At 72.5% G+C, this 21480-nt stretch carries 20 protein-coding genes; 6 read left to right on the top strand and 14 right to left on the bottom strand.

The features are described 5' to 3' along the window. Positions 1 to 89 precede the first annotated feature (89 nt). The 7 genes from SNR22_RS19960 to SNR22_RS19990 all read right to left on the bottom strand — a co-directional run bounded on the left by SNR22_RS19960 (position 90) and on the right by SNR22_RS19990 (position 9796). The gene (locus tag SNR22_RS19960; protein ID WP_320068136.1) at positions 90 to 1103 is read right to left on the bottom strand and encodes a hypothetical protein; all 1014 of its coding nucleotides are present in this window, start codon (positions 1101 to 1103) and stop codon (positions 90 to 92) included. Between the two features lie 81 nt (positions 1104 to 1184). Continuing rightward, on the bottom strand, positions 1185 to 2495 hold the full coding sequence (locus SNR22_RS19965) for an ABC transporter ATP-binding protein (protein ID WP_320068245.1): 1311 nt from the start codon (positions 2493 to 2495) through the stop codon (positions 1185 to 1187). A 103-nt stretch (positions 2496 to 2598) separates the two neighbouring features. After that, positions 2599 to 4812 (bottom strand): bifunctional glycosyltransferase family 2 protein/CDP-glycerol:glycerophosphate glycerophosphotransferase, encoded by a 2214-nt coding sequence (locus SNR22_RS19970; protein ID WP_320068137.1) that lies wholly within the window; start codon positions 4810 to 4812, stop codon positions 2599 to 2601. Positions 4813 to 4828: 16 nt separating this feature from the next. Then, positions 4829 to 6811, bottom strand: coding sequence for a DUF5941 domain-containing protein (locus SNR22_RS19975; RefSeq protein WP_413775662.1), 1983 nt, complete (start codon positions 6809 to 6811; stop codon positions 4829 to 4831). Next, positions 6808 to 7554 (bottom strand): ABC transporter ATP-binding protein, encoded by a 747-nt coding sequence (locus SNR22_RS19980; RefSeq protein ID WP_320068138.1) that lies wholly within the window; start codon positions 7552 to 7554, stop codon positions 6808 to 6810. The genes SNR22_RS19975 and SNR22_RS19980 overlap by 4 nt, the downstream gene beginning before the upstream one ends. A 22-nt stretch (positions 7555 to 7576) precedes the next feature. After that, positions 7577 to 8404 (bottom strand): ABC transporter permease, encoded by an 828-nt coding sequence (locus SNR22_RS19985; protein ID WP_320068139.1) that lies wholly within the window; start codon positions 8402 to 8404, stop codon positions 7577 to 7579. Positions 8405 to 8425: 21 nt separating this feature from the next. Beyond that, on the bottom strand, positions 8426 to 9796 hold the full coding sequence (locus SNR22_RS19990; protein WP_320068140.1) for an L-serine ammonia-lyase: 1371 nt from the start codon (positions 9794 to 9796) through the stop codon (positions 8426 to 8428). Positions 9797 to 10112: 316 nt separating this feature from the next. On the opposite strand from SNR22_RS19990, the gene SNR22_RS19995 reads away from it, so the two are divergent. Together SNR22_RS19995 and SNR22_RS20000 are read left to right on the top strand one after the other, a co-directional pair. Beyond that, positions 10113 to 10319, top strand: a complete 207-nt coding sequence (locus tag SNR22_RS19995; protein WP_320068141.1) for a PspC domain-containing protein — start codon at positions 10113 to 10115, stop codon at positions 10317 to 10319. 177 nt (positions 10320 to 10496) lie between these two features. After that, positions 10497 to 10646 carry a hypothetical protein gene (locus tag SNR22_RS20000; RefSeq protein WP_320068142.1) on the top strand — a complete coding sequence of 50 codons (150 nt, stop codon included), beginning with the start codon at positions 10497 to 10499 and terminating at the stop codon, positions 10644 to 10646. On the opposite strand, the gene SNR22_RS20005 is transcribed toward SNR22_RS20000, so the two are convergent. The 6 genes from SNR22_RS20005 to pdxH form a co-directional block, all read right to left on the bottom strand. After that, entirely contained in the window at positions 10631 to 11341 is a 711-nt protein-coding gene (locus tag SNR22_RS20005; RefSeq protein WP_320068143.1) for a DUF4230 domain-containing protein, read from the bottom strand. The two genes, SNR22_RS20000 and SNR22_RS20005, sit on opposite strands and share 16 nt — an antisense overlap. A 172-nt stretch (positions 11342 to 11513) precedes the next feature. Then, positions 11514 to 11819 carry a type II toxin-antitoxin system VapB family antitoxin gene (locus tag SNR22_RS20010; protein WP_320068144.1) on the bottom strand — a complete coding sequence of 102 codons (306 nt, stop codon included), beginning with the start codon at positions 11817 to 11819 and terminating at the stop codon, positions 11514 to 11516. Positions 11820 to 12046: 227 nt separating this feature from the next. Continuing rightward, positions 12047 to 12649, bottom strand: coding sequence for a nitroreductase family protein (locus tag SNR22_RS20015; protein WP_320068145.1), 603 nt, complete (start codon positions 12647 to 12649; stop codon positions 12047 to 12049). Between the two features lie 22 nt (positions 12650 to 12671). Next, entirely contained in the window at positions 12672 to 13601 is a 930-nt protein-coding gene (locus tag SNR22_RS20020; protein ID WP_320068146.1) for an aldose 1-epimerase family protein, read from the bottom strand. An 18-nt stretch (positions 13602 to 13619) separates the two neighbouring features. Further along, positions 13620 to 14915: an MFS transporter gene (locus tag SNR22_RS20025; protein ID WP_320068147.1), complete on the bottom strand. Its 1296-nt coding sequence runs from the start codon at positions 14913 to 14915 to the stop codon at positions 13620 to 13622. After that, positions 14912 to 15598, bottom strand: a complete 687-nt coding sequence (gene pdxH, locus SNR22_RS20030; protein WP_320068247.1) for a pyridoxamine 5'-phosphate oxidase — start codon at positions 15596 to 15598, stop codon at positions 14912 to 14914. The genes SNR22_RS20025 and pdxH overlap by 4 nt, the downstream gene beginning before the upstream one ends. A gap of 245 nt (positions 15599 to 15843) precedes the next feature. Between pdxH and SNR22_RS20035 the strand changes: the two genes are divergently transcribed. The 4 genes from SNR22_RS20035 (at position 15844) to SNR22_RS20050 (ending at position 20739) form a co-directional block, all read left to right on the top strand. Next, complete coding sequence (locus SNR22_RS20035) at positions 15844 to 16950, top strand: citrate synthase 2 (protein ID WP_320068148.1); 1107 nt, start codon at positions 15844 to 15846, stop codon at positions 16948 to 16950. Positions 16951 to 17264: 314 nt separating this feature from the next. After that, positions 17265 to 18392, top strand: coding sequence for a phosphoserine transaminase (gene serC / locus SNR22_RS20040; RefSeq protein WP_320068149.1), 1128 nt, complete (start codon positions 17265 to 17267; stop codon positions 18390 to 18392). A gap of 186 nt (positions 18393 to 18578) precedes the next feature. Continuing rightward, entirely contained in the window at positions 18579 to 19667 is a 1089-nt protein-coding gene (gene sepH / locus SNR22_RS20045; RefSeq protein WP_320068150.1) for a septation protein SepH, read from the top strand. Positions 19668 to 19752: 85 nt separating this feature from the next. After that, positions 19753 to 20739, top strand: a complete 987-nt coding sequence (locus SNR22_RS20050) for an aldo/keto reductase (protein ID WP_320068151.1) — start codon at positions 19753 to 19755, stop codon at positions 20737 to 20739. 127 nt (positions 20740 to 20866) lie between these two features. On the opposite strand, the gene SNR22_RS20055 is transcribed toward SNR22_RS20050, so the two are convergent. Next, positions 20867 to 21376 (bottom strand): hypothetical protein, encoded by a 510-nt coding sequence (locus SNR22_RS20055; protein WP_320068152.1) that lies wholly within the window; start codon positions 21374 to 21376, stop codon positions 20867 to 20869. Positions 21377 to 21480 lie beyond the last annotated feature (104 nt).

A 21480-nucleotide genomic window follows, 5' to 3' on the forward strand; every position in this document is an offset into this window, starting at 1 on the left:
CCGCCCGCCCGCGCCGAGCCGAGGGAAGCCGACTTCGACACAGGCCCTGGCCGCAACGGCAGTTGATCAACGAGGGGTGGGAAGGCCCGCTAGAAGAGGTTGCCGATGGTGCGGATGATCTCGGCGTAGAAGTTGCCCTCGATACTGCGGAACAGGGCGAAGCCCTCCCCGGGGCTGCCGAAGAACGGGCGCAGCGTCCAGGCGAGCTGGGTGCCGACGAAGCCGAACAGCAGGATCCACACGTACAGCAGGCTCATGCTGGCCGGGCGCTCGGCCGCCGGCCGCTGGGGTGCTGGCTGGGGCCAGTGCCGGTACTGCGCCGGCGGGTACCCGGCGGGATGCGGTCCCGGCGCACCGGACGCGACATGGAGGGGCGGAACCTGGACCGGCAGCACCTGGACCGGCGCGACCTCCGCTGGAGCGCCGGGAGCCGGCAGGGCCTGGACCGGCACGGCCTGGGCGGGCACGGCGAGAGCGCCGTCGCCGGCCGGCGCGGGCTGGCCTGCGGTGGCAGCGCCGTTCGCGCCGGCCGCCATCGGCACGGGCGCGACGACCGTCGGGGCCGACCCGGAAGCGGGGGCGGCAGGGGTCACTGCCGGGGCGAGCAGGCCGTGGGCGTTGAGCACCTGCATGCCGCCGGTCAGGAAGCGCAGCCCGACCACCGCGCTCAGCGTCAGGATGGCGACGTTGAGCAGCTTGAAGAAGCCGTAGTCGGGCGCGGTGATCAGGAAGAAGAGGCTGATCGGCGCGAACGCCACGGCCAGCATCGAGGTGACGGTGATCGCCACCATCACCAGCGCCAGCGACTGCCGCACCGAGAGCCGGGCCCCGAAGACCAGGTTGAACAGGTAGAGCGTGGGCAGGCAGATCGCGAGCGTGACCAGGAACAGCAGGGGCAGCTTGACCGCCGAGGTCAGCGCCATCAGCACGCTGTGGAACGCGCCCAGCACCGCGCCGTAGCAGGCCAGGGCGATGCCGGAGCTGGCGAGCATCCGCACGGTCAGGGCGTTGAGGTCCTGATCGGCCACGATCTGCTGCCAGATGCCCTGCCGGTCGCGCAGGATGCGCTCGATGACGAGCGGGCCGGTTCGGTCAGTCGACACGGATGGACCCCTTTCTCATGCCGTACACAGTGGACAAGCCCGCTGACCGTAGGGCACCAGCCCGCCACCCCGCTACGGGGATCAGCGCCAACCCACGTCGATTCGGTCGCCGCGCTCGTCGAAGAAGTGCAGGGCGTCCATGCGTACCGAAATGGCCAGCGGGTGACCGGCGCTGACCGCCGGGTACGGCGCGAGCCGGACCGCCAGCTCCGCAGGCCGGCGGTGGTGCCGGCCGGGGTCGTTCAGCACGCTCCCCCGGTTGCCGATCGGGGCGGCCTCGGCGGCCTGCTCGGCGGCCTCCGCACCCCGGCCGGCGAACCGCTGCATGACCTGCCCGAACCTGCGCCGGCCGCGCTGGCCGCCGCCGGTGCTCTCGACCGGGGTGCCCATCTCGTCGACCACGATCGCGGTGGCGCCGATGTCGAGGTAGGCCAACGACTCGTGACCGTGGTGCTCCAGGTAGCGGATCCGGCCCTGGAGCACGTGACCCGGGGTGTCCGGGGCGACCGGCGTGAGCGCCTCGGCCCGCATCCCGACCACGATCCGCTCGCCGTGATAGTGCGCCACCGCCCGGCTGCGAATGTCCTCCCACGGCAGGTAGAGCGACTGGTTGCCGAAGTTCAGCGCGACGTACCGGTCGAGGTGGACGTAGACCGACACCTCCAGCAGGTTCATCCGGGGGCTGCCGAGGAACGCGGCGACGTAGAGGGTGGCCGGTCGCCCGTACACCTGCGTGGGGGTGCCCACGTCCTGGAGCACGCCCTTGCGCATGATGGCGACCCGGTCGGCCATGGTCAGCGCCTCGGCCTGGTCGTGGGTGACGTAGATCGTGGTCACGCCCAGCTCACGGGTCAGGCCGGAGATCTCCGCCCGCAGCTCCGCGCGGAGCCCACTGTCCAGGTTGGACAGCGGCTCGTCCATCAGGAACAAGCTCGGCCTGCGGACGATCGCCCGACCCATGGCGACCCGCTGACGCTGCCCGCCCGAGAGCTGGCTGGGCTTGCGGCCCAGCACGTCGCCGATGCCCAGCGCGCTGGCCACGTCGGCGACCCGTTCGCCGCGCGGCAACGGCTCGACCCCGGCCAGCCGCAGCGGGAAGGCGATGTTCTCCCCCACGGTCATGTGCGGGTAGAGGGCGAAGTCCTGGAAGACCATGGCGATCTTCCGGTCCCGGGGTGGCAGGTCGTTGGCCAGTTCGCCGCCGATCAGCACCGCACCGGAAGTCGGATTTTCCAGGCCCGCGATCATCCGCAGGACCGTGGACTTCCCGCAGCCGGACGGGCCGAGCAGGACCATGAACTCGCCGTCGTTCACGTCCAGGTTGATCCGGTCGACGGCGACCGTTCCGTCCTGGAATACCTTGGTCACGTCCTTGAGCGCGACGGTAGTCACCGTCACCTCCCCAGCTCCTCGGCGGAATCCCGAATGACTGTGACCAGGATCATGGAGTCTGCGCATCGGGTGAACGTGTGATGTTGGGCCCATTACAGACCGATTACGCCGCCGGCCGGTCCGACCCGGGCCGGTCGAGGAACACCCGGCGGACCACCCGCTCGGCAGCGTGACCGTCGTCCAGGGCGCAGAAACGGGCCCGGAACCGCTGCCGGGCCTCCGTCGCGGCGGGGGCGTCGACCGCGCCGGAGCGGAACAGGTCGAGCAGTCCGGGGAAGCTGGTCGTCACCGCGCCGGGCGGCTCGGCGAGCAGGTCCAGATAGACGCCCCGGGCCAGCCGATAGGCCTCCCAGTCCGGGGCGTAGACGACGATCGGCCGGTCCAGCACCGCGTAGTCGAACATCGCCGAGGAGTAGTCCGTGACCAGCACGTCGGCGGCCAGGTAGAGATCCTCGACCCGGCCGTGGCCGCTGACGTCGAGCAGCCGGGGCCCGCCGTGGGCGTGGACCGGGCCGCCCGCCCCCGGCCGGCGGCCCCGGTCGTGGAAGTAGTGGCTGCGCATCAGCAGCCGGCCGGCCGGGCCGAGCATGTCCAGCAGCAACCCCGGGTCGAACGGCGGCCGGTACCCGGGCAGGTGCTCCCGGTGGGTGGGGGCGTAGAGCACCACCCGGTCACCGGGGGCGATGCCGAGCCGGGCGCGTACCTCGCGCACCTCGGTCGCGGTCGCGGTGGCCAACCGGTCGTTACGCGGATAGCCCACCTCCAGGGTGGTGTACGCGGCCGGGTACGCCCGCTCCCACATCTGGGTGGAGAAGCTGTTCGCCGAGATGCTGTAGTCCCAGCGGTCCACCCGGCGCAGCAGCTTCGTGAAGTCCATCCCGCCCGCGCCGACCGGGTACCGCTGCTGGTCCAGCCCCATCACCTTCACCGGGGTGCCGTGGTGGGTCTGCACGTGCACCGAGCCGGGCCGCTTGCGCACGAAGTCGGGGAAGTTCACGTTGTTGACCAGCCAGGTCGCCCGGGCCAGCACCCGGTGGTACTCCCGGGTGCCGGCCACCACGTACTCCACGCCCGGCGGGAGGGTGCCGACCCGATCCCGCCGGACGATCCACACCCCACGTACCTGCGGCGCGAGCCGGCGGGCCGTCTCGTAGATCGCGGCCGGGTTGCAGCCGTACCCGCGGTACCAGTAGGCGGCGTAGACGGCCAGGGTCGGGTCGAGGGGCCGGCGCAACTCGGCCCGGTAGTACTCGTGCAGCAGCGCGTCGCGGCCCCGGCGGGCGGTCCGGCGGGCCACCGGCCTCGCCCGGTGGATCCGCCGTCGGGCGGCCTCCCGGAGCTGGTTGGCGGCCCGCAGCGCACTGAACGTCCGCCACCGGCCGGCGGCGACCAGCCGGTGCTTGAGCCCCTCCACCCCCTCCGGGGCCGGGTAGCCGCCGGGCGGCAGCCAGCGGGCGTGATCCGCGGTGATCTGGGCGAAGAAGGCAGGCCGCAGCTCGGGGGCGATCCGCTCACCGTTGCCGAGGACGGTCAGGTAGTGCCAGATCATCCGCTCGAAGACCGCCGGTCGCAGGTCGTCGACGGCCGGCGCGCGCTCGTCCATCCAGCGGAACACCCGATGCCACTGGACGAAGACCTCGAAGTGCCGGTCCCCCCGGGTCCGGGTGATCGCCCCGGCCCGGCGCTGCCGGTAGTTCAGGCAGACCCGGTCCAACACGCCGATCTGCTCGGCCGCCATCAGCACCGGGTAGCTGAACGGGACGTCCTCGTACCAGCCGGGCTCGAAGCGCAGCCCGAGGTCGACCAGGAACTCCCGACGGACCAGCTTGTTCCACGCGGTGTGCAGCAGTCGCAACGCCTCCGGTCTCTCGCGCAGCCGGAACGTGGCCGTCCCCGGCGGCTCGGGAAAGACGTCAGCCATCGCGCTGCGGGTGGCCCGGTCGTTCCAGCGCACCCGGACGTGGTCGACGACCAGCACGTCCGGGCGGGTGGCCCGGAGCCGGGCGGCCACCTCGATCAGGCAGTCCGGGGCCAGCCAGTCGTCACCGTCGACGAACCAGACGTACTCGCCGCTGGCCAGGTCCAGCCCGACATTGCGGGCCGAACCGAGACCGACGTTCTCGGCCAGCCGAACCACGCGAACCCGGTGGTCCCGGGCCGCGTAGTCGGCCAGGATGTCCCCGCTGCCGTCGGGCGAGTGGTCGTCGACGCCGATCACCTCGACGTCGTCGAACGGCTGGCCGAGGATCGAGTCGAGGCACTCGCTCAGGTACGCCTGCACCTGGTAGGCCGGCACGACGAAGCTGATCAGCGTCATCGCCCGGCCCCCCACGTCAGCTCGGCTGGCGGAGACCTCCGCCCGCCGGGACCCCCACGGCCCGCCGGGCGCGGGCTGGCAGAACGACCCAGGCCAGGACCACACTTCCGACAAAAGCCACGAGCAGGTACGCACCGAGTGTAGCCATCAGCACAGCCGCGAATCCGGCAATTGCCGCCACGGTCAGCAGTACCGAGCGGCCCTCCCAGCCCAGCGTCCACGGGTGCAGCGGCGGAGCAGCCTGCCGCTTCTCCAGCCGGGCCGTGAGGTCGTAGTGGTGCAGGGTGAGCACGAAGACGTACCAGAAGACGATCCACGCCGGGACGCCGCCGACCACGCCGACCGCGACGGCGAAGAGGTACTCGCCGGCCCGCAGTGCCGCCGGCACCAGCCAGTCCAACGGCCCGTCGTGCGCCGCCCCGGCCCCGAGGCCGGCGACCAGCAGCACCAGCAGCGCCCCCGGCACTGCCCAGCGGAGCCCGCCGGGGTCACCGTCGGAGCGCACCCGCAGCACGGCCGCGACCAGCAGCACGGCCGGGCCGACCGCACCGATCACCGCGCAGGTCAGCGGGCCCACCGGCCGCAGCGCCGGCAGCCGGGCCGCGAGCGGACCGTCGTCGCGGTGCAGGGTGGCATCGACCGTGTCCAGCACCGGCACCCGCATCCAGCGGGCCCGCAGGGTGCGCAGCGCCCCGGTGTACGCGAACGCCAGTACCCCCCAGGTCAGCACCGCGACCAGGCTGACCAGCGGGTTGAACAGCGCCACGGTCAACGCGATCAGCGCCCACCGCTCCCCGATCGGGAACACCACCGTCCGCTTCAACCAGTACGACAGCGACCCCGTGTCGGCCTGCACACGGGTCGAGGCGGCGTTGAGCTTGTCGCCGATCCCCCCGCCACCGGTCCCGACCGCCTTCGGCCGGCGGGCCGCCTCGTCGTGCAGCACCCCGTACCAGGTGTCGGTCATGTGCCGGACGGTCTGCAACGTCATCGCAGCGATGGCCAGCGCCCAGCCGTACCGGAACCCGGCGGCCGTCGCCCCGTAGCCGAGGCCGGCGTAGACCACGTACTCCTTGGCCCGGTCGGCCATGGTGTCCAGCCAGCCGCCCCAGGCACTGAAGTGCCGGGTGTAGCGGGCGAGCTGCCCGTCCACGCAGTCGAGCATGAAGCCCAGGTAGAGCAGGACCGCGCCGGTGACCAGCGCCGGCCGGCCGCCGACGCCGAAGAGCACCGCGGCGGCCACCGCGAAGAGCACCGAGATGGCGGTGACCCCGGTCGGGGTCAGGCGCAGCCGCGCCGACAGCTTCGTGACGTACGGGGACCAGGTGCTGACGAAGTACGTGGTGAAGAAGTCGTCCCTCTCCTTCACCGACAGCCGAAGCTCCGCCCGGTCCTCGTCCACCGCGCCGAGGGCCGCCTCGGCGGCGGCCAGCCCGGCCGGGTCGACGACCCGGTGGGCGACGAGCAGGCGTACCCGGTGGGCGAAGGTCAGCGTGCCGAGCGCGGTGAGACCGGCGAAGAGCCGGTCCACCACGGGCCCGGCCGGCGTGTTCGTGGCGGCGGCCCGGGCTGCGGCGGCCAGGGCCGGCAGGTCGTCCCGGCCCACCCGCAGCGCGCCGCCGAACACCCCGGTCGCCCCGCCGTCGAGCTGCTGCCCGGCCACGCCGGCGGCGACCACTTGGCCGCGCTCCTCGCGGACCACGGCGCGGCCGGGGTCCGGCGGGTCGGTGAGCACCAGGGCCACCGTCGGCCCGACCGGGCTGGTGGCCAGGTGCCGCAGTACGGCGGTGTGCGCCACCAGGTCCGCCCCGCTGACGATCACCGGGCCGGTGGCCTCGTCGACGAGGGCAGCCAGCTCGGTCAGATCGGCGACGTGCCGCACCCGCGTCGCCCCGGCCCGACGCCACTGTTCGGCGAGCCGGTCGGCGAGTGTCGCCCCGGCGCGTGTCGGCAGGCCCGCGGCCGGCGCACCGGCGGCGAGCACAATCGCGAGCGTCACCGCGCAACCGCGGCGTGGTAGGCGTCCAGCGCCTCGGCGATCGTCCCGTCGACGGTCAGCCGCCCGGCGTCGAGATAGAGCCCTCGACGGCAGAACCGGGTCAGATCCTTTTCGTTGTGTGACACGAGCACCAGTGTGCGTCCCTCCCCCAGCAATCGGTCGATCGTCGCATAGCACTTCTTGCGGAACTCGGCGTCCCCGACCGCCGTCACCTCGTCCATGAGCAAAATGGGGTGCGGCAGGTGCGAGATGATGGCGAAACCCAGCCGCACCTTCATCCCCGACGAGTAGTGCCGCACCGCCGTGTCGATGGCCTGTTCCACCTGCTCACCGGCGAAGGAGACGATCTCGTCGAAGTGCCGTCTCAGGTAGCCCGACGACAGCCCGTGCAGCCCGCCGACGAGGTACAGGTTCTCCCGCCCGGTCAGGTCGTTGGAGAAGCCGGCGGAGAGTTCCAGCAGCGGCGCCACCTCGCCGGAGACCCGGATCCGCCCCTCGTCGGGAATCAGCACCCCGGCAATCAGCCGCAGCAGGGTGCTCTTGCCGGTGCCGTTGCGGCCGACCACCCCGACGGTCTCGCCGGCGGCGATCCGGAACGACACGTCCCGCAGCGGCCAGAACCGGCCGGCGTCGGCAGATCGGCCGGCGGGGCGGATGAAGACCTCCCGCAGCCGCAACTGCCGCCGCCGGTTGCGGACGAACCAGATGCCGAGGCCGTCGGCGCAGATGATCGGCTCGGCCATCACAGCTCCTTGAGCGCCGTCATCACAGCTCCTTGAGCACGGCGGGTTCGAGCCGACGGAAGACCCACCAGCCGGCCACCAGCACCAACAGGCTGATCGCGATCGTGGTGGCCAGCAGCCGGGCGTCCGGGAACTGGTCCGGGTACCAGACCGCGTGGTGCAGTTGGAAGATGCCGACCAGCGGGTTCAGCTCGTACGCGGCCTTCACCCAGCCCGGCATCGCCGAGTCCCGGACCAGGTTGAGCGGGTAGATGATCGGGGTGGCGTAGAAGAGCAGCCGGATGACCAGCCGCATGAACCGCTCAATGTCGCGCATCAGCACGTTGAGCGCCGACAGCAGCAGCGCCAGCCCGACCAGCAGCACCGCCTGCACGGCGACGGCGAGCGGCAGGGCGAGCACGGACCAGCCGGGGTGCACCTCCCCGCGTACGGCGTAGGCCACGGCGATGGCGACCAGGATCGGCAGACCGGCGGCGTACTCGGCGAACCGGCCGGTGATCCGGCCGATCGGGAAGACCTGGCGTGGGACGTTCATCGTGGTGATCAGCCGGGCCTGCCCGGTGAGCGCGTTGGTCGCCTCGCTCAGCGCCGAACTGGCCCACATCCAGGCGAAGATGCCGGTGATCAGGAACAGCGGGTACGACCCGGCGGCCTCCCCGAGGTGCCGGCTGGTGTCGCGGGAGTAGAGCACCCCGAAGACGAACCAGTAGATCGCGCCCATGCCGAGGGGCTCGATCAACGACCAGAGGTACCCGAGCACCGACTGCTGGTACTTCACCGCGAGGTCGCGGCGGACGAGGATGCGTAGCGCGTTCCGGTGCGCCCACAGCGCCCCGACGGCAGACGTCACCTCGCCTCGCCTCCTCGGCGCTCAGCACTCGATCACGTTGACGGCCAGGCCGCCCCGCGATGTCTCCTTGTACTTGACCTTCATGTCGGCGCCGGTCTCGCGCATCGTCTTGATCACCTTGTCGAGCGAGACGTGGTGCACCCCGTCGCCGCGCAGCGCCAGCCGGGCGGCAGTGATCGCCTTGATGCTAGCCACCGCGTTCCGCTCGATGCAGGGGATCTGCACCAGGCCACCGACCGGGTCGCAGGTGAGCCCGAGGTTGTGTTCCATGCCGATCTCGGCCGCGTTCTCCACCTGTTCCGGGGTGCCGCCGAGGGCCTCGGCCAGCCCGGCGGCGGCCATCGAGCAGGCCGAGCCGACCTCGCCCTGGCAGCCGACCTCGGCACCGGAGATCGACGCGTTCTCCTTGAACAGCACGCCGATCGCACCGGCCGCCAGTAGGAACCGGACCACGCCTTCCTCGGAAGCCCCCGGTGAGAACCGGGTGTAGTAGTGCAGCACCGCCGGGATGATCCCGGCCGCGCCGTTGGTCGGGGCGGTGACCACCCGCCCCCCGGCCGCGTTCTCCTCGTTGACCGCCAGCGCGAACAGGGTCACCCAGTCCATCACCCGTAGCGGGTCGGTGCTCCCGCTCTCCGCCTCCAGGCTGCGCCGCAGCTCCGCCGCGCGCCGCCGGACCTTCAGCCCGCCGGGGAGTACGCCGTCGCGCTCGCAGCCCTGCTCGACGCACTCCCGCATCACCCGCCAGATCGCCAGCAGCCCGGCCCGTACCTCGTCCTCAGTGCGCCGGGACCGCTCGTTGGCGAGCATCACCTCGCTGATCGACAGCCCGTTGGCGGCGCTGACCGCCAGCAGCTCGGCCCCGGTGCCGAACGGGTGCCGGACCCGGGTGGTGTCGGCGATGATCCGGTCCGCCCCGGCCGCCGCCTCGTCGACCACGAACCCGCCGCCGACGGAGTAGTACGTCCGCGCGCGCAGCTCCGCCCCGGCGGCGTCGTACGCGACGAAGGTCATTCCGTTCGGGTGGTACGGCAGCGACCGGCGCCGGTGCAACACCAGGTCCCGGTCCGGGTCGAAGTCGATCTCCTGAGCGCCGAGCAGGCGCAGCCGCCGGTCGGCGCGGATCCGGGCCACCCGGGGCCCGACGGTATCGGTGTCGACCGCCTCCGGGGCTTCCCCCTCCAGCCCGAGCAGCACCGCCCGGTCGCTGCCGTGGCCGTGGCCGGTGGCGCCGAGCGAGCCGAACAGCTCGGCCCGCACCCGGGTCGTCGTGGCGAGCAGCCCGTCGCCCTTGAGCCCGGCGACAAACGTCCTGGCGGCCCGCATCGGGCCCACGGTGTGCGAGCTCGACGGCCCGATGCCCACGCTGAAGAGGTCGAAAACGCTGATCATGTGCACTTCCCTGCCATCATCCCCGCCACGCGGCCGGGTCGCGGCCCGCGCAGTCAGGGCACCCGTCCCACCACCGGTCCGGATACGGACGGCCCAACCGACCAGCCTACCCACCCCCACCACCCCCACCCCTCCGCGCAAATTCACGGAATTAGTGGCATCAGGGGCGGTGGGTGGGCGTCGGGGCGGGGCTCCCGGGTAAGTACCTACTGGGGTGGGGAGGCGGGATCGTCCTTGGGATGGAGGGCGGGGTGGCCTTGCGTCCCTACCGTGGATGGAAGAGGCGGCGGTCACGTCGCAGAGTGGGAGTACGACGATGAGTCGCAAACTGGTCCGGCCCCGCGAGGGGCGCATGTTCGCCGGGGTCTGCGTGGGCCTGGCCCGCCGGTTCAACACCTCCGCCGGCATGGTCCGGCTGTTGTTCCTGCTGTCGCTGCTGCTGCCCGGCACCCAGGTGGTCGTCTACCTGGTGCTGTGGGTGCTGATGCCGAACGAGGACCGCCACGTCGCCACCCGCTACTGATCCACCACCGCCTGCGGTCACGCGCACCGCCGCAGGTTTTCCCATGCCGCCGACTTCCGACCCGACTATTGCTGGCGAACACGACAGGCCGGAAGCTGAACCTCCAGTGAAGAGGTAATCACGTCATGCGACAGGCTCGGGCGAAACGGTTCCGAGTCGGGGGCGACGGCTGTGAGCGTGGCCGACGAAGTGAGCGCCGCTCCCCTCCCGGGGCCGAAGCAGCCCCGGGAGGGGTTCGCGCACGGCCGGTTCCAGGTGCTGCACACGAAACATCTGGAGTATCTGCTCGCTGGGCAGACCCCCGGCGCGGCTCAGGGCGCGGTGTAGGTGACCGTTACCTTCTCGTACCCGAGGGAGCGGAGCAGGCCCTCCAGCATCTTGCGGGTGTTCTCCTCCGCGCGGGCTTGCAGGCCGCTGTCCCGGGCGGCGGCGGTGATCCGGTCCTCGGCCAGCTTGTAGACCTGCTGCTGGCGGTTCGGGTCACCCTTGACCAGGTCGTTGATCCGATTGAGCAGGCCACGCTGCTCCGAGACGACGTAGCTCTTCTCCAGGTCCAGGTTGGTCTGGGCGAGCTGCGGCGCGGGGAGCTTCACCTCGACGGACTTCCCGTCGGGCGACACCACCAACGCCCCCTCGGCGATCTTGCCGAAGTCGACGTATGCCTCGACGCTGCCCGCGCCGACGAAGAGGGTGCGCTGATTGAGCAGGAACTCCGGGACGTTGTTCCGGTCGTTCTGCAGGTCGACCACGACCTGGAAGTTGCCCTCGGCCGCGACAAAGCGGCTGAGGTCCTGGATCGACTTGAGCAGCGGCGGCTGGCTGCGGTCGGTCTGCTCCTTGCTGAACGGGTTACGGAAGTCCGGGAAGAACCCGGTGGCCTGCGCCCCGAGCAGCACCACCACGGCCAGCGCCGCGGCGCCGAGCACCACGAGCAGCCCTCGGGCCGGCCCTGAGGGGCCCCGCCGGGCCGGCTCGGAGGGGCCCTGCGGAACCGGCCGGTCGACCTCACCGTCAGGGGACATCGCTCACCATCCTCGATCGGACACATCGTCTTCCGATGACGGTACGGCCCCCGTACGACGCCCGCTCGGCAAGCCGGCCGGTGGACGGGTCAACCCAGCCAGGTAGATGCTGTCACCTTAACGACAATTCAGGCGATGGTGGCAGTGCTGGTGGCAGCGGCAGCGACAGCCGTCACTCGGCCTGACCGGAGAACGCCAGCACCCGGGCGTGGATCTGGTTGCGCTGCTGGAGGGCGGCCCGCAGTGCGCGATGCAGCCCGTCCTCGAGGTAGAGCCCACCGTTCCACTGCACCACGTGCGGAAAGAGGTCACCGTAGAAGGTGGAGTCCTCGGCGAGGAGCTTGTCCAGGGCCAACTCGCGCTTGGTGGTGATCAGCTGGTCCAGCCGCAGCGGGCGCGGCGGGATCTCCGCCCATTGCTTGAGCGTCAGGTTGTGATCCGGGTAGGGACGCCCGTCCCGAACCGCTCTGAAGATCACGACGGTACGCTCCCCTCCCCTGACCCACCCCGACCCACCGCCCCGGGCCGGAACGTGGCGTGGCACCGCGTGACGCGGCACGATGACCGTGCCAGCGTAGCCGCCCGCACCACCGCGCGTTCCACTCCCTCTTGGCGGCCTCTCCACCGTCGGTACCCCGGACCGGGCCGTTCCGAACCGGTCAACCGCGGCCCGATCGGGCAGCCCCACCTCCCCCGGGCCGCAGGTCAGCCCCAGCGACCACGGTGGACCACCTCGTCGACCGGGCGGCGCCCCCGCCGCAGCGACGGCGACCGGTGGTCCGGCGCCCGGTAGCCGACCGTGACCGCGCCGATCGGCTGGTACTCCTCCGGCACACCGAACGCCTCCCGGTACGCCGCGGTGCGCTGCGGCGGGATGCCGAAGAAACACGCACCCAGTCCCTCATCCACCGCGCTGAGCAGCATCAACAGGGCGGCGAAGCCGGTGTCGACGTACCAGTACGGCACCGGCCAGCGCTCCGCCGAGCGCTCCGCCCAGCCCTTGTCCGGCTCGGCGTAGCGCTCCAGATACGCCGATCGGTTGGCGTGCGGAACGACGATCAGCGGGGCCCGCCGCATCCCGGCCAACCACCGCTCCCGCCCGCCGCCGTCGGGGGTGGTCGCCGCCCAGAACCGCTCCCGGTCCGGTGGCGCGTCCAGCACCAGGAACCCCCAGCCCTGGGCGAACCCGGCCGACGGGGCCCGGACCGCGTGGTCGAGCAGCCGCTCGACCACGTCGGGCGGGACCGGGCGTTCCGGGTCGTAGTTGCGCACCATCCGGCGCCGCCGGATCACCTCGGCGAACTCCATGCTGCTCCCTCGTGCCGCCCGGTCAGACCCCGGGCCGGATGCCCCAGGCACCCCGCCAGGTGTCCCCCGGCTCCAACGTGATCACGTCCTTGCCCGAACGGAACGCGTCCGGCGGGCAGGTCATCGGCTCCACGGCCACCGAGCGGCGATGCCGCTCACCGCTGAGGGCGTCACCGGTGAAGACCTGCCACCAGCCGAACTCCCGGTCCGCCCAGACGTGCACGGAGGCGGCATCGCCCGGGGCGGCCAGGGTCACCGAGGAACCGCCGTCGGCGTCCCGGATCACCTCGCCGAACGCCATGTCGAGCACCGCCTCGCCGATCCGGCGCGAGCTGGTGTAGTCGTACTCGGTGCCGGCGACCGGGGTCGCCCCGACCGGCAGCATCCGCCCGTCCACCAGCACCCGGGTCCGCCCCGGCACCCGCAGCGAGAGGTCGTCGACCGCCACCCCGTGCAGCCGCAGGTACGGGTGCATCGAGTAGCCGAACGGGCAGGGCTCCTCGCCGACGTTGGTCGCCTCGTGCTCGACGCGCAGCCCGTCCGGCCCGACCGAGTACCGGGTGCGCAGCCGCAGCCCCCAGGGGTAGCCGGGGTGCGGCGGCAGGTCGCACCCGACCGTCACCGCGTCGTCGTCCTGCTCGACCAGGTGCCACCGCACCCAGTTGACCAGGCCGTGGATGGCGTTGCCCCGGGTCGGCTCCGTCAACGTGAGCTGGAACGACCGCTCTCCGAAGGCGTACTGACCGTCCCTGATCCGGTTCGGCCAGGGGGCCAGCACCTGCCCGGCCCCGCCGGGGCAGATCTCGTCCGGCCGGTACCCGTCGAGGTAGTCGACCCCGTCGTGCCGGTATGTCCGCAGACCACCACCCACCTCCACGACGACGGCCTCGTGGCCGGCTGCGGAAATGGTCCACTGTGCGCCCGATGGCGGGCGGGCTGCGGCGTTCGACATGCCGGTGACCCTAGCCGTTCACTCCTGCGGGCGGGGTGTGGTCGCCCGGTAGCGGGCCAGGGCCGGGAAGACCGCCACCAGCAGCACCGCCAGCACCGCCGCGGCCAGGCCGCCGCCGACCCAGGCGACGCCGGTGCCGAACCCGGCGGCCGTCGCGCCCGCCCGCAGGTCACCCAGGCGGGGCCCGCCCGCGACGACCACCGTGTTGACGCCCTGGAGCCGGCCGCGCATCCGGTCCGGCGCGTACACCAGCAGCATCGTCTGGCGCAGCACGGCGCTGACCAGGTCGGCCGCGCCGGCCACGGCGAGCAGCACGACCACCAGCCAGAGTTGGCGGGCCAGGCCGGCGGCGGCGATGGCCACCCCCCAGCCGACCACGGCCAGGACCAGCGTCAGTCCCTGCCGGCGGAGCCGGCCGATCCAGCCGGAGGTGAGCCCGCCGAGCATCGACCCAACGGCGATCGCGCTGTAGAGCCAGCCGACCGCCGCGCCACCGCCGAACCGTTCCTGGGCCACCTCGGGGAAGAGCGCCCGGGGCATGGCCAGCACCATGGCGATCAGGTCGATGACGAAGGAGAGCAGCAGCACTGGGGTCGCGGCGAGGTAGCGGAAGCCGTCCATGATGCTGCCCAGCCCCGCCCGGCGAGGGGCGGCGGTGCCGTCCGGGTCGGGCTCCGGGGGCAGCGCGGGCAGCCGGAAGGCGGCCCAGAGCGAGACGGTGAAGAGCAGGGCGTCCACGGCGTACGCCACCGGCAGGCCGAGGTCGGTGCCCCACCCGGCGAAGATCAGCCCGGCGGCCAGCGGCCCGAAGACCGAGGCGGCGGTGTGGGTGGTGAAGTTGAGCGTGCTCGCCGCCGACACCAACCCCGTCGGCACCAGCCGGGGCAGGATCGCGCTGCGGGTCGGCGACGTGATCGCGAACGCGGTGGACTGCACCGCCACCAGGGTCAGCAGCAACGTCGGGCTACCCACCCGCAGCAGGGCCTGGAGCAACAGGGCGAGCGTCGACGCCCAGAGCAGCGCCCCGCCGGCGAGCAGCACCCGGCGGCGGTCCAGGGCGTCGGCGACCGCCCCACCCCAGAGCCCGAACACCAGCAGCGGCAGGAACCCGGCGATGCCGAGCAGCCCGACCCAGAGCGAGGCGCCGGTCAGCGCGTAGATCTCCACCGGCACGGCGACCGCCGTGAACTGGAAGCCGAACATGGCCACGCCGTTGCCGAACCACACCCGCCGGTACGCGGGCACGCCGAGCGGGCGCAGGTCGATCGCCCAGCGGCGCGGCCCGCGCTGCCGGGTCTCCTTGACGTCGGTCACGGGGCAAGTCGCTCCACGACCCACCCACCGTCGCCGGCCGATCCCGGGGAGGTCGCGGTGCGGCGGAACCGCAGCCGGTCGTGCAGCCGGCTGGCCCGGCCCTGCCAGAACTCCACCGTCTCGGGGCGTACCCGCAGCCCGCCCCAGTGCGGCGGGGCGGGGATCGACTCCACGCCGGCGAACCGCTCGGCCGCCGCCCGGTAACCGGCGTCCAGCACGGCCCGGTCGTCGATGACCCGGGACTGGGTGCTGGCCCAGGCGCCCAACTGCGAGCCGCGCGGCCGGCTGGCGAAGTACGCCTCGGTCTCGGCCCGGTCCACCGGCTCGACCCTTCCTGCGACCACCACCTGCCGCTGCATGGCAAACCAGGGGAAGACCAGGCTGGCGTACGGGTTGGCCAGCGTCTCGACGCCCTTGCGGGAGCCGTGGTTGGTGAAGAAGACGAAGCCCTCCGGGTCGTACTCCTTGAGCAGGACCGTCCGGCCGCTGGGCCGCCCCGCGGTGTCGGCGGTGCCGACCACCATCGCGTTCGGCTCCGTCAGCCTGGCGCCCACCGCCTCGGCGAACCAGCGCGCGAACTGGGTGTGCCAGTCGGCGGCCAGATTCGCCTCGGAAAGGCCCAGGTCGGCGGCGTACTCGTTACGCATCCCCGCCAGCCGCGCTGTGTCACCCGTCACAGTCAGTCTCCCCCTCGCCGGGCCGCCCGCCTCCGCACGCCTGGCCACCACCGCACCGCCAGTCTCACCGACCCGGACCGGATGTCCACCGGCGGGTATGTCGCGTGCAGCACAGTCGCAGCGGGTCGCGCAGTCGGTTACTCACCAGGCAAGATGTCACGAACACGTCCCTGAGGGTCGCCTAAGGCGCTCGACCGGCCGGGCCGGATGAGCCCGGACTGGCGCATCGAGCAGATCCAGGAGAGATCGACATGGCCGACTTCAAACCCGGGCTGGAGGGCGTCGTTGCCTTCGAGACCCAGATCGCCGAACCGGACAGGGCGGGGGGTGCACTGCGCTACCGCGGCGTGAACATCGAGGATCTGATCGGCCAGGTCTCCTTCGGCAACGTCTGGGCGCTGCTCGTCGACGGGCGCTTCGGGCCGGGGCTGCCGCCGGCCGAGCCGTTCCCGGTGCCGGTGCACTCCGGCGACATCCGGGTCGACGTGCAGTCCGCGGTCGCCATGCTCGCCCCGTACTGGGGTCTCAGCCAGTTGCTGGACATCTCCGACGAGCAGGCCCGCGAGGACCTCGCCCGGGTCTCCGTCACCGCGCTCTCCTTCGTCGCCCAGTCCGCCCGCGGCCTGGGCCTGCCGGCCGTGCCGCAGAAGGAGATCGACAAGGCTGAGACGATCGTCGAGCGCTTCATGAAGCGCTGGCGCGGCGAGCCCGACCCGCGGCACGTCAAGGCCGTGGACGCGTACTTCATCTCGGCCGCCGAGCACGGCCTGAACGCCTCCACCTTCACCACCCGGATCGTCGCCTCCACGGGCGCGGACGCGGCGGCCTGCATCTCCTCCGGCATCGGCGCCCTCTCCGGCCCGCTACACGGCGGCGCCCCCTCCCGGGTGCTCACCATGCTGGAGGCCGTCGAGCGCAGCGGCGACGCCGAGGGCTACGTCAAGGGCGTCCTCGACCGGGGCGAGCGGCTGATGGGCTTCGGCCACCGGGTCTACCGGGCCGAGGACCCGCGTGCCCGCGTGCTGCGCCGCACCGCCAAGGAGCTGGGCGCACCGCGCTTCGAGATCGCCGAGGCGCTGGAGAAGGCCGCCCTAGCCGAGCTCCAGGCCCGCCGCCCGGACCGGGTGCTCGCCACCAACGTCGAGTTCTGGTCGGCCGTGGTGCTGGACTTCGCCGAGGTGCCGGCGCACATGTTCACCTCGATGTTCACCTGCGCCCGGATGGGCGGCTGGAGCGCGCACATCCTGGAGCAGAAGAAGCTCCAGCGGCTGGTCCGCCCGTCGGCCGACTACATCGGCCCCGGCTCCCGCAAGCCGCAGGAGGTCGAGGGCTGGAACGCCATCCCGCACGGCGTGTAAGGAAGGGCACCATCCGGGTGCGCGACGCCTGCCCAGGCCCGTCGACGCCACGACGAAAGGGGTCCCGCCGGTTCGGCGGGGCCCCTTCGTGGCACCCGGACGGGTGATGGCGCGAGCGGTTTGTGGCACACGCCTCAGCCCCGGCGGCGGGACGCCTGGGTGCCCGGGGCGGCCAGGGTGCGAGGATGAGGGCTCGGCAGTGCCGCCGGACCGGGATCGGATTCGGGCCGCCCGTGCGCCCGCGCACGCGCCCGCCGTCCGCGCCCCGCCCACCTCACCCCGGGCCAAGCCCACGCGGAAGGATCTCGACAACCGTGGCTGACGAACCGACCATCCGGATTCCCGACGACATCAAGCCCGAAGACGGGCGGTTCGGCTGCGGGCCGTCCAAGGTCCGTCCGGCGGCCGTCTCCGCCCTCGCCGACGCGGCGACCGGCTTCCTGGGCACCTCGCACCGGCAGAAGACCGTCCGCGACCAGGTCGCCCGGCTGCGGCGCGGCATCGCCGAGTTCTACTCCCTCCCCGAGGGGTACGAGGTCGTCCTCGGCAACGGCGGCACCACCGCGTTCTGGGAGGTCGCGACGTTCGGCCTGATCCGGGACCGGGCCCAGTTCGCCAGCTTCGGCGAGTTCGGTGCGAAGTTCGCCAAGTCGGTCAGCCAGGCGCCGTTCCTCGGCGAGCCGACCGTGCGCAAGTCTGCGCCGGGCAGCGCCCCGACGCTGGTCGCCGAGGCCGGGGTCGACGCGTACGGGCTCCCGCAGAACGAGACCTCGACCGGTGTCGCCGTGCCGATCAGCCGGGTGGCCGGCGCCGACGAGGGCTCGCTGCTGCTGGTCGACGCCACCTCGGCGGCCGGCGGCCTGGCCGTCGACGTGACCGAGACCGACGTCTACTACTTCGCCCCGCAGAAGTGCTTCGCCTCCGACGGCGGGCTCTGGCTGGCCCTGATGTCGCCGGCCGCCCTGGAGCGGGCCACCGAGATCAAGGCGTCCGGCCGGTACATCCCGGCGTTCCTCGACCTGGTCACCGCGATCGACAACTCGCGGCTCGAGCAGACGTACAACACCCCCGCGCTGGCCACCATCTTCCTGGCCGCCGAGCAGACCGACTGGATGAACTCCCAGGGCGGGCTGACCTGGGCGGCCAAGCGCACGGCCGAGAGCGCCGGCATCGTGTACGGCTGGGCCGAGCGCTCCGCCGTGGCCACCCCGTTCGTCACCGACCCGGCGCTGCGCTCCAACGTGGTCGCCACCATCGACTTCGTCGACGGGGTGGACGCGGCGGCGATCGCCAAGGCGCTGCGGGCCAACGGGATCGTCGACACCGAGCCGTACCGGAAGCTGGGTCGCAACCAGTTGCGGGTCGCGCTCTACCCGGCGGTCGAGCCGGCCGACGTGGAGGCGCTGACCGCCTCGATCGACTACATCGTCGAGCGGCTCTAGTCACCATCACGGTGGGTGGTCGCCGGAGCGCCGACGGCCACCCATCGTGATCATTAGCGCAGCCCCACCTGGAACATGCGGGTGTCGCGTCCCCCACCTGCTGACGGATGGGCGTACCCTGGTGAAAGACGCCCGGGTGGCCGACTCGTGGCGTGCGGCCAGCGAAGCGGGACGGAGGCAACGCTAATGCGCCCAGTACGCTTCGTCGCCCTCTCGGAGGACGGCCAGGCCCTGGTGCTCGCCGACGAGGTCGGGCGGCTACTCGCCCTGCCCATCGACGAGCGGATCGCCGGCGCCATGCACGCCGAGCCGGGTGCGCCCCCGCTCGCCGTGGTGTCCAACACCGCCGACGCGGTGCCGTCACTGTCCCCACGGGACATCCAGGCCAAGATCCGCTCCGGCGAGTCCGCGGAGGACGTGGCCCGCATCGCGGGCGTCCCCGTCGACCGGGTGCTGCGCTACGCCGGCCCGGTGCTCCAGGAGCGGGCGATGCTCGCCCAGCACGCCCGGCGCAGCCGGCTCAAGGGCGCCGAGAAGCCGACCCCGCTGGCCGAGATCGTCAACGGGCGGCTGGCCCAGCACAGCATCGACACCGAGAAGATTTCCTGGGACGCCTACCGCCGCGACGACGGCACCTGGCGGATCGTCGCCACCTGGCCGTCGGGCAAGGCCACCGCGCAGGCGGTGTGGGACCTCGACAAGACCCGGCAGCACGTCACCCCGCACGACGACATGGCGCAGTACCTCTGCGCCGAGCGCCCCACCCCGATCCTCGGGCAGGAGCCGGCGCCGGAGCGGGGCGGGCACCTGTGGCCCGGCCCGTCGCGCGCCGAGCCGGGCCGGGGCGGCCACGGGCTGCCCGCCGCGGCCGGCGAACACGGCCGCCCGGGGCGGGACCCGATCCGCGCAGGTCGCGACGCCCTGCTCGCCTCGCTGGACCGGCCGCTCGGCTCGACGTCCGGGCGCGGCCTGGAACCGCGTACGCCGGCTGCGCTGGCCGGCTCCGACGCGCCCCGGCAACGGCCGGTCGGCGGCGGAGCGGCGGCCCTGCTCGGCGGCGGCCAGGGTTCGGCGTTCGACGACGACTCGGACGCGCCGAAGGAGGTCCCGGCCGTGCCCTCGCTGGCGGTGCTCCGGCCTCGCCGCACCGGGACCGCCGCGGCGGCGGCCGGCGGGAACGAGTCGACGGACTCCTCCGGTAAGCCGCGTAAGCGCCTGCCGAGTTGGGACGACGTCCTCTTCGGCACCGGCCCGGCGGCCCGCGAGTCCTCCTGATCCACCCGTTTCGCCGGGGCGGCGTGCCCACCCGTCCCGGCGCAACGGCAAGGCATGCGAAGCCCGCCCGTGGCAGGGTAGATCCATGGAATACACGAATCTGGGACGCACCGGCCTGTCGGTGAGCCGACTCTGCCTCGGCACGATGAACTTCGGGCCACAGACCAGCGAGCCGGACAGCTACGCCGTCATGGACCGGGCACTGGAACACGGCATCAACTTCTTCGACACCGCCAATGTGTACGGCTGGCAGACCGGCGAGGGGATCACCGAGCAGATCATCGGCCGCTGGCTCGCCCAGGGCGGCGGCCGGCGGGAGAAGATCGTCCTGGCCACCAAGGTCTACGGCAAGATGGGCGAGTGGCCCAACGAGCAGGGCCTGAGCGCCCGGCACATCGTCCGGGCCTGCGAGGACTCGCTACGCCGGCTCCAGACCGACGTCATCGACCTGTACCAGATGCACCACGTCTCCCGGGCCACCCCGTGGGAGGAGATCTGGCAGGCGATGGAGACCCTGGTCGCCCAGGGCAAGGTCGTCTACGTCGGATCGTCCAACTTCGCCGGTTGGCACATCGGCCAGGCGCAGGCGGCGGCCGAGCGGCGCCACTTCCTCGGCCTCGTCTCCGAGCAGTCGATCTACAACCTGCTGACCCGGCACGTCGAGTTGGAGGTCGTCCCGGCCGCCCAGCACTACGGCCTCGGCATCATCCCGTGGTCGCCGCTGCACGGCGGGCTGCTCTCCGGGGTGCTGCGCAAGATGGCCGAGAACGGAGCCGCCCGGGGCACCACCGGCCGCTCCGCCGAGGGCCTGGCGGAGCACCGGCCGACGATCGAGGCGTACGAGAAGTTCTGCGCCGACCTCGGCCACGACCCGGCGGACGTGGCGCTCGGCTGGCTGCTCTCCCGGCCCGGGGTGACCGCCCCGATCATCGGCCCGCGCACCCTCGACCAGCTCGACCGGTCGCTGGGCGCGCTGGACGTCCGGCTCGACGAGGCGGCGCTGGCCCGGCTCGACGAGCTCTTCCCGCCGGTGGGTAAGGGCGGCCCGGGCCCGGAGGCATGGGCCTGGTGACCGGCCACTGACCGCCTCGGTGCGGCCGGGTCGCCGAGTGCTCCAGCGTCGGTGGTCCTGCGGCGTCGGCGTCCCGCCGGCGACGGACAGGCGGCGACGAAGAGTTGCGCCAGGAAGGTGTCGCCGCTCAGCGGTGCCGCTGGCGGTGCGGGGCGCGGGCGGCCGGCAGGGTCAGGCCGGCGGCGTGCAGCGTTCCCTCGACCCGAACCCGCTCGATCTGCCGGTCGACGCCCGCCAGCTCGCCCAGGTGCTCGGTGAGCCCGAGGCACCGGCAGGCCGCCCGCAGGTGCTCGTCGTACGCGTCGAGGATGCCGGCGTGCCAGATCATCGCCCGGCCGCCGGGGCTGATCCGGTGCCCGGCGAAGAGGTGCAGGTCGGCCGCGATCTCCTGGAGAGACCGGCGGCCGACTCGGTCGAACTCGGTGAGGTCGATGCCCCGGGTCAGCGCGTCGGCCCCGACGGCCTGGTCCAGCCCGGCGATGGTGCGGCGCTCCCGGCGGCGTTCGCGCCACTCGGCGTATCCGCAGGCGACCCGGTCGATGATCTCGTCAGCGCAGAAGAGCAACGCGAAGGCGACCGGCAGACTCGCGACAGCGATGAACGACAGGGCAAGGAGCATCGCACGGCCAACCTCCACATATCGACGCTAAGCCGTCGCGTGCCTTGCCGCCACCCGTTTGCCTACATCCGTGAGCTTCAATCTTTGGCCGCTTGTCAAGAGAGGCCCCTGCTATACCTCAG

This window comes from Micromonospora sp. RTGN7, from assembly GCF_033804645.1.
In the GTDB taxonomy this organism is placed as follows: Bacteria; Actinomycetota; Actinomycetes; order Mycobacteriales; family Micromonosporaceae; genus Micromonospora.

Bases quoted from the DNA above. Each gene is read 5' to 3' on its own strand.
- SNR22_RS19970 (WP_320068137.1), bottom strand. From the start codon at position 4,812: ATGACGCTGATCAGCTTCGTCGTGCCGGCCTACCAGGTGCAGGCGTAC.
- SNR22_RS19980 (WP_320068138.1), bottom strand. From the start codon at position 7,554: ATGGCCGAGCCGATCATCTGCGCCGACGGCCTCGGCATCTGGTTCGTC.
- SNR22_RS19990 (WP_320068140.1), bottom strand. From the start codon at position 9,796: ATGATCAGCGTTTTCGACCTCTTCAGCGTGGGCATCGGGCCGTCGAGC.
- SNR22_RS19995 (WP_320068141.1), top strand. From the start codon at position 10,113: ATGAGTCGCAAACTGGTCCGGCCCCGCGAGGGGCGCATGTTCGCCGGG.
- SNR22_RS20005 (WP_320068143.1), bottom strand. From the start codon at position 11,341: ATGTCCCCTGACGGTGAGGTCGACCGGCCGGTTCCGCAGGGCCCCTCC.
- SNR22_RS20015 (WP_320068145.1), bottom strand. From the start codon at position 12,649: ATGGAGTTCGCCGAGGTGATCCGGCGGCGCCGGATGGTGCGCAACTAC.
- SNR22_RS20020 (WP_320068146.1), bottom strand. From the start codon at position 13,601: ATGTCGAACGCCGCAGCCCGCCCGCCATCGGGCGCACAGTGGACCATT.
- SNR22_RS20035 (WP_320068148.1), top strand. From the start codon at position 15,844: ATGGCCGACTTCAAACCCGGGCTGGAGGGCGTCGTTGCCTTCGAGACC.
- sepH (WP_320068150.1), top strand. From the start codon at position 18,579: ATGCGCCCAGTACGCTTCGTCGCCCTCTCGGAGGACGGCCAGGCCCTG.
- SNR22_RS20050 (WP_320068151.1), top strand. From the start codon at position 19,753: ATGGAATACACGAATCTGGGACGCACCGGCCTGTCGGTGAGCCGACTC.